Annotated in this window: 10 protein-coding genes; all 10 read left to right on the top strand. The window is 50.3% G+C overall.

Annotated elements, in window-relative coordinates; translation table 11 throughout:
* The first annotated feature begins 555 nt into the window (after nt 1-555).
* The 10 genes from rnpA (at nt 556) to MKY58_RS27270 (ending at nt 12,893) form a co-directional block, all read left to right on the top strand.
* Nucleotides 556-906 carry a ribonuclease P protein component gene (gene rnpA, locus MKY58_RS27315; protein ID WP_212952000.1) on the top strand — a complete coding sequence of 117 codons (351 nt, stop codon included), beginning with the start codon at nt 556-558 and terminating at the stop codon, nt 904-906.
* 73 nt (nt 907-979) lie between these two features.
* Nucleotides 980-1,882: a YidC/Oxa1 family membrane protein insertase gene (locus MKY58_RS27310; protein WP_339322843.1), complete on the top strand. Its 903-nt coding sequence runs from the start codon at nt 980-982 to the stop codon at nt 1,880-1,882.
* On the top strand, nt 1,879-2,589 hold the full coding sequence (gene jag, locus MKY58_RS27305) for an RNA-binding cell elongation regulator Jag/EloR (protein WP_339322842.1): 711 nt from the start codon (nt 1,879-1,881) through the stop codon (nt 2,587-2,589). The genes MKY58_RS27310 and jag overlap by 4 nt, the downstream gene beginning before the upstream one ends.
* 211 nt (nt 2,590-2,800) lie before the next feature.
* A complete protein-coding gene (mnmE, locus tag MKY58_RS27300) occupies nt 2,801-4,177 on the top strand; it encodes a tRNA uridine-5-carboxymethylaminomethyl(34) synthesis GTPase MnmE (RefSeq protein ID WP_339322841.1) in 1,377 nt (458 codons plus the stop codon).
* 72 nt (nt 4,178-4,249) lie between these two features.
* A complete protein-coding gene (gene mnmG, locus MKY58_RS27295; protein ID WP_339322840.1) occupies nt 4,250-6,136 on the top strand; it encodes a tRNA uridine-5-carboxymethylaminomethyl(34) synthesis enzyme MnmG in 1,887 nt (628 codons plus the stop codon).
* Nucleotides 6,137-6,138: 2 nt separating this feature from the next.
* Complete coding sequence (gene rsmG, locus MKY58_RS27290) at nt 6,139-6,858, top strand: 16S rRNA (guanine(527)-N(7))-methyltransferase RsmG (RefSeq protein WP_339322839.1); 720 nt, start codon at nt 6,139-6,141, stop codon at nt 6,856-6,858.
* Between the two features lie 1,536 nt (nt 6,859-8,394).
* Nucleotides 8,395-9,210: a nucleoid occlusion protein gene (gene noc, locus MKY58_RS27285; protein ID WP_036710762.1), complete on the top strand. Its 816-nt coding sequence runs from the start codon at nt 8,395-8,397 to the stop codon at nt 9,208-9,210.
* A 707-nt stretch (nt 9,211-9,917) separates the two neighbouring features.
* Entirely contained in the window at nt 9,918-10,679 is a 762-nt protein-coding gene (locus MKY58_RS27280; RefSeq protein WP_212952013.1) for an AAA family ATPase, read from the top strand.
* Entirely contained in the window at nt 10,672-11,511 is an 840-nt protein-coding gene (locus MKY58_RS27275) for a ParB/RepB/Spo0J family partition protein (RefSeq protein ID WP_212952015.1), read from the top strand. Before MKY58_RS27280 ends, MKY58_RS27275 begins: the two co-directional genes overlap by 8 nt.
* A gap of 224 nt (nt 11,512-11,735) precedes the next feature.
* A complete protein-coding gene (locus tag MKY58_RS27270; protein WP_339322838.1) occupies nt 11,736-12,893 on the top strand; it encodes an aminotransferase class V-fold PLP-dependent enzyme in 1,158 nt (385 codons plus the stop codon).
* Nucleotides 12,894-12,972: the final 79 nt, after the last annotated feature.

Here is a 12,972-nt window from a genome sequence, read left to right as displayed (position 1 = left end):
TCTTTTTTTCTTCAATGGGATGGACATTTCGAGGATCGGAATGCGGTTTTGAGGCAGGAATCCGGCAGAGGCATCCGAAAAAGAGGGAGAAACGATTTTGCCGCGTCCGGTTTATCGGTATGGCGGAATGCCAATACTGGTAAATGCGTTTTTCTTTTGGATCAGGATTGGATGTGGTCGTGCCGGCCGGCTGCCGGGGCTTGAAATTGCTGAAAGCGTTTCGTCCGAAGCCGCGGTTCGTCGTCTGTTTTTTCCTACTATTATATGAAGCAAAAATTTTCAATAGGATGGAGGCGGGGGCAGTATGCGAAAAGCGCCCCGTTTTCCGGACAAAAAGGGATCGGTTGTATCCCGAATCGCAAGATTGATGATAAGAATCGAAAAAGATGTTTTAAGAGGATGGTATTGGTCTTCAGCGAAGGCAGGGGCGGTTCGTTTGCCGCCGAGAATGCTTTTTCGCTGACGATGGCCCTCGCTTTCTAAAATTTCTTCATGCTTATTATCAAGAAATGACCGCCTGAGCATACCGGGCGGAGAAGCAGGCAGGGGATCGGGTTGCATAAAAGTTTACGATTACGAAACCGCGCGGACTTCAGTCGCGTATATCGCCATGGGAAGTCTTTTGCGAACCATCAGTTCGTCGTGTATTGGTTCCGCAAAAAAGAGGTAGAGAAATTTCGCGTAGGGATTTCCGTCAGCAAAAAGGTGGGCAATGCCGTTGTCCGCAACCGGATGCGCCGGCTCGTGAAAGAGATCGTCCGCCACCATGAGGACCGGCTCATCGAGCATGTGGACCTTGTTTTTATCGTCCGCAAAGGCGCGCTGGATTTGCCATACAAGGACTTGGAAAAATGCGTGCTGCACGTGCTGCGCAAAGCGTCGCTTTTAAAGCCTCCCGGCCATTGAAAGCTGGTTTCTTTGTCCAATTGTTTATGGTATGATTTACGTTGAACGGAAGTGTCCAGAGAGGGGTTATGAAGTGTCGCTATTCAAGACGAGACGAGGCAGGAAATGGATCCTCCTCACGGCAGTGTTGCTGCTTGCAGTCATGGTATTATCAGCGTGCGGTTCCAATTCGGTAACGTATACGACTGAAGACATGAAAACCAGCGGCAGTTTCTGGCAAAGAAACGTCGTTTATTATTTTTCGTTAGCGCTCGATACGTTTGCTCAGTGGTTTAACGGCGAATATGGACTGGCCGTCCTTGTGATGGTGATCATCGTGCGGACGATCATTTTGCCGCTGTCGATCAAACAGGTTCGAAGCTCCAAGGCGATGCAGGCGATTCAGCCTGAGCTTGCCAAAATCAAAGAGAAGTACAAGGACAATCCGGAAAAGCAGCAGCAGGAAACGATGCGCTTATTCCAGGAAAACAAGGTCAATCCGATGGCGGGATGTTTGCCGCTGATCGTGCAAATGCCCGTATTCATCGCTCTCTATAACTCGATTATTCACAATAAGTATTTGTATGAGCATTCTTTCTTATGGCTCCAGCTCGGTAAGCCGGACCATACATTCATTTTGCCTATTTTAGCCGCGGCGACGACGTTCCTGCAAACGTGGATGATGATGCGGATGAACCCGACCCCGCAGCAAGGGGCCATGCAGTTCATGATGTTCGTGTATCCGGTGCTGATTTTCTTTATGTCCTATCAGTTCCCGTCCGCACTTCCTCTGTACTGGTTCTTCAGTAACCTGTATACGATCGTGCAAAACTACTTCCTTTACCGCAAAAGACCGGGTGCCACCGTGGCGGCCGTATCCTCTGCCGGCGGCGGCAACGCCAAAGGCGGAAACCCTGCCAAGGGCGGCAACAACAAAAGCCAAGGCAACAAAGGAAACGCGGGAAAAGGCAAAAAGGGGGCCAAAAAGTCTAAATGAGCAAAGTCGTCGTATCAGGAAAAACCGTTGAAGAAGCTGTAAGACAAGGGCTCACCCAGCTCGGGGTAAGCCGCGACCGCGTATCGGTCCAGATCCTAACGCAGCCGTCAAAAGGATTCCTGGGACTGATTGGTGTCAAGGATGCGAAGGTGGAGCTGGCGCTGCTGCCCGAGCCTGAATCCGAACCCATGCCAGTCGAGACGGCAACTTCATTGCCATTAGAGCCGGCTGTGCCGGAGGCCGAACACACAAACGCCGATCCAGATCCTTATGAAGAAGCCGTGCGATTCATTCAGGATGTCGGCAAAAGCATGGGCTTGGACGTCACCGTCGACGTGCAGCATGCGAAGGATGTCACGACGCTTCATATATTCGGGCCCGATTTGGGCTTGATCATCGGCAGAAGGGGACAAACCCTCGACGCTTTGCAGTATTTGGCCAACATCGTGGCCAACCGCTATTCGGGAAGTTACATCCGCATCGTGCTCGATGCCGAAAATTTCCGCGAACGGCGCAAAAAAACGCTGGAGGAATTGGCTGACCGGCTTGCGGGCCGCGTCATCCGTTCCGGCAAGGAAGTCGTCCTGGAGCCGATGTCTCCGCAGGAGCGGAAAGTGATCCACGCCAAACTGCAGGATCATCCGCAGGTGAAGACATTCAGCAAAGGGGAAGAACCGAACCGGCGTATCGTCATCACATTAAAGTAACGGGAGTTTCAAGGAATCCCGGGGACTTATAGATTGTCCTAAGACGTGCATGATGTGCAATGACTTTATTCAGCTGATGCAGCTGATGAAGTCATTGCTTTTTTCGTAGATAAGGAGCTCTATCCAGGGTCTTTATGACTCGCGATTCGGGTAGAGTAGAGGTAAGGGCAAACGATCCGTACGAACAATATAAAGGAAGAGGTGAGTAACGTTGCTAAGCGATACAATTGCAGCGATTTCGACGGCGGTAGGGGAAGCGGGCATCGCGGTCATTCGCGTGAGCGGTCCTGCTTCCATAGCCGAGGTAGACAACATTTTTCGCAGCAAAACGAAGCTGACGGAGGCGGAAAGCCATACTGTCCATTATGGGCATATTGTGGATCCGGAACACGGAGAACGGGTGGAAGAGGTGCTTGTTACGGTCATGCGGGCTCCGCGTTCTTTTACGACGGAAGACGTGGTGGAGATCAGCACGCATGGCGGCGTCATTTCGGTGAAAAGGGTGATGGATCTGCTGCTACAGCAGGACATTCGTTTGGCCGAACCGGGCGAATTCACCAAACGCGCCTTCCTTAACGGACGCATCGACCTGTCGCAAGCGGAGGCGGTTATTGACCTGATCCGTTCGAAATCGGACCGGGCGTTTTCCGTAGCGCTGAAGCAAGTGGAGGGGCAACTTTCGGACCAAATCCAGAAGCTCCGCCATACGCTGGTGGAGACGCTGGCCCATATCGAGGTCAACATCGATTATCCGGAGCATGACGTCGAGTCGTTGACGGCTGAATTCATCAAGGAAAAGAGCACGGAGGTCATGCGGGGCATTACGAAGCTGCTGAAGACGGCCGAACAAGGGAAAATCCTCCGCGAAGGGATCACGACAGCGATCGTCGGACGCCCGAACGTGGGGAAATCTTCGCTGCTGAATGCGTTGGCCCATACGAATCGCGCCATTGTGACGGATATTCCGGGGACGACGCGGGACGTCATCGAGGAGTTTGTCACGATCAACAACATTCCGCTGAAGCTGTTGGACACGGCCGGCATTCGCGAAACGATGGACGTCGTCGAACGGATCGGGGTGGAGCGCTCCAAACATGCCGTTACCGAAGCCGACCTCATTTTGCTGGTCCTGAACGGCAGCGAACCGCTGCATGAGGACGAACTGGAATTAATGGAACAAATCCGCGGTAGACAATCCATCGTCATTATGAATAAAATGGACTTACCTCAACAGCTGGATAAAGACGTGCTTTTGCGTTATTATCCGGAGGATTTGATCGTTCCGATGTCCGTCAAAACCCAGGAAGGCGTCGATGCGCTGGAAGCGGCCATTTCGCAGCTCTTTTTCAGCGGCAGCATCGAAACCGCGGACCTCACGTATGTTAGCAATGTACGCCATATCGCCCTGCTGAAAAAAGCCTATAAATCGCTTCAGGATGCATACGATGCGGCCGAGCAGCTGATCCCGATCGACATGATCCAGATCGATGTCCGGCTGGCATGGGAGCAGCTTGGCGAAATTATCGGGGATACGGCGTCCGAATCGCTTTTGGATCAAATTTTCTCGCAATTCTGCTTAGGCAAATAAGGATGGATAACATCCTGAACATATATCGGATTTTTCTCACTCTGCATTTTAAATTTAAAGGAGGTTTTTCATATGAGTTTTGATGGTGGCAGCTTTGATGTCATTGTCATCGGCGCCGGCCATGCCGGCTGCGAAGCGGCGCTCGCCGCGGCCCGTATGGGTTGCAGCACGCTGATGATCACGATCAATCTGGACATGGTTGCGTTCATGCCGTGCAATCCGTCGATCGGCGGACCGGCCAAAGGCCATGTCGTTCGCGAAATCGATGCCCTTGGCGGCGAAATGGGCCGCAACATCGATAAAACATTCATTCAAATGCGCATGCTGAATACGGGGAAAGGACCGGCCGTGCACGCGCTGCGCGCTCAAGCGGATAAATTCCTGTATCAACACACGATGAAAGAAACGATGGAAAAGGAACCGAATTTGACGATGCGCCAAGGCATGGTCGAAGAGCTGATCGTGGAGAACGGCGTATGCGTTGGCGTTATTACGAAAACCGGTACCGCTTATCGCGCCAAATCGGTCGTATTGACGACCGGCACGTACCTGCGCGGAAAAGTCATTATGGGTGAAATGACGTACGAAAGCGGCCCGAACAACCAACAGCCTTCGATCAAATTGGCCGAAAACCTGCGTGATCTTGGCTTTGAGCTTGTCCGCTTTAAAACAGGCACGCCTCCGCGCGTGCACAAGTCGACGATCGACTTTTCCAAAACGGAAATTCAACCCGGGGACGAAAAACCGAAGTTTTTCTCATATGAAACGGAAAGCTCCGACAACGAACAGCTTCCTTGCTGGTTGACCTACACGTCGCTCGAAACGCATCAGATCATCAATGCGAACCTGCACCGGGCGCCGATGTTCTCCGGCATTATCGAAGGAACGGGACCGCGTTATTGCCCGTCCATCGAGGATAAAATCGTTCGTTTCAGCGACAAGCCGAAACATCAGATTTTCCTTGAGCCGGAAGGCAAGAATACGTCTGAATATTATGTCCAAGGACTGTCCACCAGTATGCCGGAGGATGTGCAGCTCGCGATGCTGCGTTCGATCCCGGGACTGGAAAAAGTGGAAATGATGCGCAACGGTTATGCGATCGAATACGATGCGGTGGTTCCGACCCAACTGTGGCCATCGCTTGAAACGAAATTGATTCCGGGACTGTTTACGGCCGGACAAATCAATGGTACTTCCGGTTATGAAGAAGCTGCGGGGCAAGGAATCATGGCGGGCATCAATGCAGCACGCCGCGTGCAAGGCAAGGATCCTGTCATTTTGGACCGCTCGCAAGGTTACATCGGCGTGTTGATTGACGATCTCGTCACGAAGGGTACCAATGAACCTTACCGTCTGCTCACTTCGCGTGCGGAATACCGTTTGCTTTTGCGCCACGACAACGCGGATTTGCGCTTGACGCCGCTGGGACATGAAATCGGCCTCATCTCCGAAGAAAGATACGCCAAGTTCCTGGATAAGAAACAAAAGGTGGAACAAGAAATCGAACGTTTGAAGGCGACCAAGGTCGGACCTTCGCATGTTAATGCGATGCTCGAACGGGTAGGCTCGGCGCCGATTCAGGATGGAAGCAATTTGCTGACCATTTTGCGCCGTCCGGAAGTCAGCCATGACGATATCGAAGAAATCTCGCCTTCTCCGTTTGGCCTTACGGAAGAAATGAAGGAGCAGGTAGAGATTCAAATCAAATATGCCGGATATATCGAAAAACAATTGATTCATGTGGAACGACTGAAAAAGATGGATAAGAAGAAAATTCCGGAAACGATCGATTACAACGAAATTGAGGGTATCGCCATCGAAGCGCGGCAGAAGCTGTCCAGCATCCGTCCGCTTTCCATCGGCCAGGCTTCCCGCATATCCGGGGTTACGCCTGCGGACATTTCGATCCTGCTGGTTTATCTGGAGCACTATAACCGGGTAACGGCTGCAAGAGGTTAACTATGGATCCAATACAAGAAGCTTTTGCGTTACGCCTTCAGGAAAAAGGGATCGAGGTAACCTCGACCCAACTGGAACAGTTTGAAACTTATTATAGAGAGCTTGTTGAGTGGAACGAAAAAATGAATCTGACCGGTATTACCGATCGCGAACAGGTTTATACGAAGCATTTTTATGATTCGATCTCTCTTGCTTTTTATATCGATATGAACGATGTTCGTACGATGGCCGATATCGGCTCCGGCGCAGGTTTTCCCGGCATTCCCCTCAAAATTTGTTATCCGCATGTGCAGCTGACGATTATCGATTCACTGAACAAACGGATCAACTTTTTGAAACATGTCGTGCAGGAAACGGGCCTTGAGCAGGTGCAGCTTTTGCATGGAAGGGCTGAAGACTGGGCACGCAAACCGGAACATCGGGATCAATACGATCTCGTCACCGCGCGTGCCGTCGCCAAGCTCGCCGTGCTTAACGAATTCTGCCTTCCTTATGCGAAGGTGGGCGGCGTGTTTGCGGCGATGAAGGGGAGCAACCCGGATGAGGAAATCCGGGAAGCATCGCGCAGTTTCAAGGAGCTTAAAGGCAAGCTGCAGCGGGTAGAGCGTCTTACGCTTCCGATTGAAGAAGCCGAACGGCATATTGTCGTGATTGATAAAACGGCGGCGACGCCGGGCAAATATCCGCGTAAAGCGGGTACGGCTTTGAAGACTCCTTTGTGAGCCGATAGCATCAAGTATAATGACAACATCATGAATTGATTTTTCGAGGAATGTTTCACGTGGAACATTCCTCTTTTTTTATGCCGGAATAGGGAAGTGTGGATGACGCCCTTGCCCGGCTGCCTGAGGGCGAAAGTGGTGAACGACGGATCTCTTCCCATGATGTGCAGCATGCTTGCATACGCTCACTTCTGTATTGAGACCTCATTGTTGTTCCACCCACTTGGGGAATACGGGAAAAGACCAGGAGCCGCTATAATGCCGATTCAGATCTCCTAGAAGATGTGGCTTTCCAGGGAGGATGTGCATGGCTTGAGGAATGCCTCGGGTTTGTCTTAACTTCTTTTCAAGTCCATCTCTGAGTGGGCATCTTGTCCGCAAGAGTGCGTATGTCGTGGCGTTTCCGTCGCGGACACGAATCCTCAAATAGGAGCGACGTCGCTGAAACGTCAAAGGACTTCCAATGATGATTTCATAATTTTACCCAATCGAGCGGAGAGGGGCGTACATGTAAAAGGCAATCATTTTGTGTACAGGTTCGGCGTAAAATAGGGTGGCATAGAAAGAGATTCGCGACTTGTTCAAAAGGTAAACCACAAGGGAAGCAAACGGTGTTTCCCTAAATTAATAAGCAATTCGTCAAATGATGTTTGAACAGAGAAAAAGAGAAGATGGTTTGAGGGAGGGAATGTTCGAAATCCCTGAATAGCGAGGCGTTTGATTTCGATATCATCATCTTCTTTTTCCACTTTATTTTGTTCGATAACTGTTTTGTGCGGCTATCAAACCAAACCCAAAATTGTGTTTTTATAAACCTTTAGACTTCGGATGTTCCCTTACTCTCAATTTGATTGGCAGCCGGGATAGGAATCAAGTTAACGGTTAGATTTGAGTTGGATCGGGGTTGTAACTAAAGGGACAGAGAGTGGCGGTTGTTGCACAACCCGGGATGGTTCCCCACAGTTCAAAGAACTAAGCCAAAACAAGTCGAGGCGGATGGGAGGCGATCCAGGCCGGGAACGCTCGCAAACACTTTGCGTTATTATCCACGGATTGACAGCATTCAACCGTAAAAAATAACTGGTCGGCAGGAAAAAAAGAGGACTTTGGAGAATAGGATTATATGAAAAAAAGTGGTAGAATAGAGAGAGTTACCATAGTTGAAAGTTTGGGTTCAAGCAGCCCATAACATTCCTCGTCTCATACCCGAAATTCGCAGAATCAATCGGTCGTTTCCGACTGCTTCAAGCAGGGGGCAGCCATTGCCCACGATTCCGGCGGAGGCCGGTCGAGGAAAGTTATCCCCGTACCAAAACGGTAGGAAACAGGGTGTACATAACGGGGGTTGCATTCGTACGCCCGGCTCTTGTTTTAATTCTATTTCGTGTGAATGGATCATGCAATCACCGATGCAGCTTGAGAAGGTCCCGTGGCATACGCTGAATGGCTGGGAAATAAACCAAGTTGATTTGTTTTAGTCATGTTGACCAAGCGCTTTGCCAAGTGCTATTACGAAATTAGGTGGTAATATACGGAATGAAAGAACAATTTTCTAAATTGTTTGGTTTGACGGAGCGAAACCATAGTGATGAAGTGAAACAAATTCCGGTCGGGGAGATCGTCAGCAGCCCATACCAGCCCCGTACGATTTTCGACGACGAGAAGATTGACGAGCTGTGCCAAACGATCAAAACCCATGGCGTCATTCAGCCGATCGTTGTTCGTGTCCGCAATTCCAAATATGAGATCATAGCCGGTGAACGGCGTTGGCGTGCAGTAACGAAACTCGGGATGGAAACGATCCCAGCGATTATTCGCGAATTTAATGATTCCCAGGCAGCTTCGATCGCGTTGATCGAGAACCTGCAGCGGGAAGGATTGACGGCTATTGAAGAAGCGGTAGCTTATCAGAAGCTGATCGACATTCATCAATTGACGCAGGAAAGCCTGGCGCAGCGCCTGGGCAAAAGCCAATCAACCATCGCCAACAAAATTCGGCTGCTTCATTTGCCTGAGGAAGTAAAGATGGCTCTGATGGAGCGCAAAATTTCTGAACGGCACGCGCGGGCTTTGTTGTCCTTGGATACGGAGGAACTCCAGCTGAAGCTGCTTGCCGAAATTATTGCCAAAGAGTTGAACGTGAAGCAGACGGAAGCCAGGGTGGCTTTTTATAAAGAAGCTTCAAAAGTCAAAAAATCCAAGCGCATTTCCTTCACGAAAGACGTGCGCCTTGCGTTAAATACGATCCGCCAGTCGATCGATATGGTTACCGATTCCGGCCTGGCCATTAAAACAACGGAAAATGACCACGAGGATCATTACGAAATCGTGATACAGATCCCCAAACGTTAATCGGGGCGGGGATGACTGCAAGCGGCTGGTCAGGCCGCTTTTTTGGAGCAATGGGTTGTTTTGGGTCTCAGGCGTAGATCATTATCGTTAGCCGGGACAGGCCGTGGGGAAGGGTTGTTTACAACACGCGTACCCCGTAGGGGAGACATCGTTTCGATTCCAATGAATCTGAACATCCCATGGCCGATTTATCCAGAGCAAACAGGTTCTTATGATTAATCTACATGAGGAAGCTCTAAAGTTGTTGGATTGAGCATCATGCCAATTTAGGTTTGCGGGTTGACTGCCCGGTGTTAGAGCAAACGGCTTCTCGTCCAGAAGCGGTTTGCATTTTGCTGTATTGCCAATCGATTTGGGGGAGTTGGAGGGCCATCTGCCGAAAACTCTTCAGGAAGCGATACGTGATTTGCGTTATAGGGTCCTAATCGAATTTTATAGGCGCATCCATCCGTATTATGCATGCATTGAAGCAGATCAAGTTGAAGAAACCGATACTTGTGGTTCAGGCTCAGGTTTTTCCTTTTTGCAAGAAAATGTACTCGTGCAGGGCGAAGCCGTTTCAGCTAGTACCTGAAAGGGGAGCGGACATTCGAACGTCGGTTCCGAATCGCGTTTTCTTTCAGGAGGTATGCAGCCGATTGTTTTGCTGTGTAACATAATCCCGTGACCTACAAGAAGAGTTTTCATACACAATGAGGTGAAATTGAGTGTCCAAAATCATTGCCATAGCAAATCAAAAGGGCGGGGTAGGGAAAACCACAACCTCCGTCAATCTCGGAGCAGGCTTGGCTTCGCTCGGCAAACGAGTGCTGCTTGTAGACATTGACCCGCAAGGCAATACAACGAGTGGCGTTGGCGTAAATAAAGCCGATGTGGCCAACTGCATCTATGACGTCATTATCAATGAAGTTCATCCTAAGGAAGCGATTCTTGAGACACAGGTTGAAGGGCTGCATATCATTCCGGCGACCATTCAACTGGCAGGCGCGGAAATCGAATTGGTTCCTACCATATCCAGAGAACTTCGTTTGAAAAAATCGCTGCATCTCGTGAAGGCAAACTATGATTACATCCTAATCGATTGCCCTCCGTCGTTGGGGATTTTGACGATTAACTCGCTGACGGCAGCCGACTCCGTCATTATCCCGATTCAGTGCGAATATTACGCTCTCGAAGGGTTAAGCCAACTGCTCAACTCCGTTCGGCTTGTTCAAAAGCACTTGAATACGTCGCTGCAGATCGAAGGCGTGCTTCTGACGATGCTGGATGCCCGCACGAATCTCGGTATACAGGTCATAGAAGAAGTGAAGAAGTATTTTCAAGAAAAAGTATATAAAACGATTATTCCTCGAAACGTCCGCTTAAGCGAAGCGCCTTCCCATGGTCAATCGATTATGACTTACGATCCTCGTTCCAAAGGTGCAGAAGTATATTTAGAGTTGGCAAAGGAAGTGATTTCTTATGAGTAAACGGTTAGGCAAAGGACTCGATGCCCTCATTCCTTCCCTTTCGATCAACGACGATGACAAAATTGTGGAGATCCCGCTTAGCCAACTGCGTGCAAACCCTTATCAGCCGCGCAAAGACTTTAACGAAGAGTCGATCCAGGAACTGGCGGAGTCGATCAGGCAGCATGGCGTCATTCAGCCGATCATTGTCCGGAGCGTATTAAAAGGCTATGAAATCATTGCCGGGGAGCGGCGTTTTCGGGCATCGCAAATATGCGGGAAACCAACCATTCCTGCGGTTGTCCGGACGTTTAGCGATCAGCAGGTCATGGAAATCGCGCTCATCGAAAATCTGCAGCGTGAAAACTTGAATGCCATGGAGGTAGCGGTGGCCTATCAAGGATTGATGGATCAGTATTCCTTGACGCAGGAAGAGCTCTCGCTGAAGGTGGGGAAATCCAGGTCCCATATCGCCAACTTTTTGCGGCTGCTTTCGCTTCCCGAAGAAGTCAAAGATTATGTTTCACGTGGAACATTATCGATGGGGCATGCCCGTGCCATTGTCGGATTGAAAGATTCGGATCTCATCAAACAACTGGCGAAACAATGCGTGGCTAACGAATGGAGCGTTCGCGATCTGGAGGAAGCCGTTAAAAATCTGGATCGTAAAGCGGCCGATAAAAACAAGGTCAAGGTGAAAAAACGCGATCCTTATATTGATAGCCTGGAAGAAACGCTGCGCGAAAGATTCCGGACGACGGTCAAAATCAAGCAAAACAAAGACAAAGGCAAAATCGAGTTGAACTATTACAGCAAGCAGGATCTGGAACGGCTGCTGGAGCTTTTGCAATAAAAGTGAATTTGTGATTGCGCCAAGATGACATGTCCGGCTTTATTCCTGTATAGGGAAATGGATATGTCTTTCTCTTTTTATAAGGATCGGCAAAGCGAATGTTTAAGAAAGACGCTCTGAGTTTCACCGCTAACCGTATTTTCATTATTACCGCGGTAATGGTGGGGACAGAGATTCTGGCAAGCTATAGTCCGCATAAATGAAGGGGAGGTGGATGGAGTATCATGGAACCGTTTATATATTTGGATCATGCAGCCACTTCCTGGCCAAAGCCTCCCGAGGTGTTGCAGGCAATGCAGAAGGCGATGGAGGAGGCGGCGGCCAATCCGGGGCGAGGCAGTCATCAGATGGCGGTAAAAGCGAGCAGGGTGCTGTTCGAAGGCCGCAAGATATTGTCCCAACTGTTTCAGGTTCGTAACCAAAATGACATCATATTTACGTATAATACAACGGAAGCGTTAAATTTGGCGATTAAAGGCTTGCTGAAATCCGGGGACCGGGTCGTGGCGACGATGGTTGAACATAATTCCGTAAGACGCCCGCTCGAATATTTGAAACGGGTGATGGGCATTCAGGTGGAATATATTCCGGTGAACGGTCAAGGACAACTGGATATGGCCAAACTGAAAGCTGCGCTGGAAAGCCGCCCCAAATTGGTCATTAGCACGCATAGTTCCAATTTGCTTGGCAGCATTCTGCCGGTTGCCGAGATCGGGGCGCTTGCCCGTCGTTTTGGAGCGGTCTATTTAGTGGATGCGGCTCAAAGCGCAGGCTGCCTGGATATTGACGTATCCGCCATGAATATCGATCTGCTGGCCTTTCCCGGGCATAAGGGGTTGCTGGGACCGCAAGGAACGGGAGGGTTATACATATCCCCGTCGGTTGATTTGGAGCCGCTTTTACACGGAGGGACCGGAAGCCAATCGGAGGAAAAAGAGCAGCCTGCAGTCCGCCCGGATCGCTATGAGGCAGGGACGCCGAATACGGCCGGCATTGCAGGGCTAAAGGCCGGCGTCGCAGAGGTGATCAAGCAGACGCCGCAGCAGATTTATCGGCATGAATGGGAGCTTGCGCAGCGGATTATCGAAGGGATTCGGGGCATTCGCCATCTTCGGGTATTGGGACCCGAAGCGGGGCAGCCGAGAACCGGAATCGTGTCCTTCGTTTCCTCGGAAAAGGATTCCAGCGAGATCGCCTTCCGATTGGACCGGGAATACGGAATCGCCGTAAGAGCTGGGATGCACTGTACGCCGCTGGCGCATGAGGCCGTCGAGACGCTGCAGACGGGGGCTGTCCGGATCAGCGTTGGCGTCACCACGACGCGGCAGGAGGCCGATGCGGTGATTGATGCCGTTAAGGAAATATGCGGCCAGCGGCCATAGGTTTGGTTCGAAAAATAGGCGCAAGCAACGGTATGGAAAAACGATTGTGATCAAGAATGAGGAAAAGGAATGAAATCAG

This window comes from Paenibacillus sp. FSL W8-0194, from assembly GCF_037969745.1.
GTDB lineage: Bacteria > Bacillota > Bacilli > Paenibacillales > Paenibacillaceae > Paenibacillus_AQ > Paenibacillus_AQ cookii.
Note: the sequence above shows the minus strand (reverse complement) of the source record. Positions and strands in the feature narration are given on the sequence as shown.

Bases quoted from the DNA above. Each gene is read 5' to 3' on its own strand.
- jag (WP_339322842.1), top strand. From the start codon at position 1,879: ATGAGCAAAGTCGTCGTATCAGGAAAAACCGTTGAAGAAGCTGTAAGA.
- mnmG (WP_339322840.1), top strand. From the start codon at position 4,250: ATGAGTTTTGATGGTGGCAGCTTTGATGTCATTGTCATCGGCGCCGGC.
- rsmG (WP_339322839.1), top strand. From the start codon at position 6,139: ATGGATCCAATACAAGAAGCTTTTGCGTTACGCCTTCAGGAAAAAGGG.
- noc (WP_036710762.1), top strand. From the start codon at position 8,395: ATGAAAGAACAATTTTCTAAATTGTTTGGTTTGACGGAGCGAAACCAT.
- MKY58_RS27275 (WP_212952015.1), top strand. From the start codon at position 10,672: ATGAGTAAACGGTTAGGCAAAGGACTCGATGCCCTCATTCCTTCCCTT.
- MKY58_RS27270 (WP_339322838.1), top strand. From the start codon at position 11,736: ATGGAACCGTTTATATATTTGGATCATGCAGCCACTTCCTGGCCAAAG.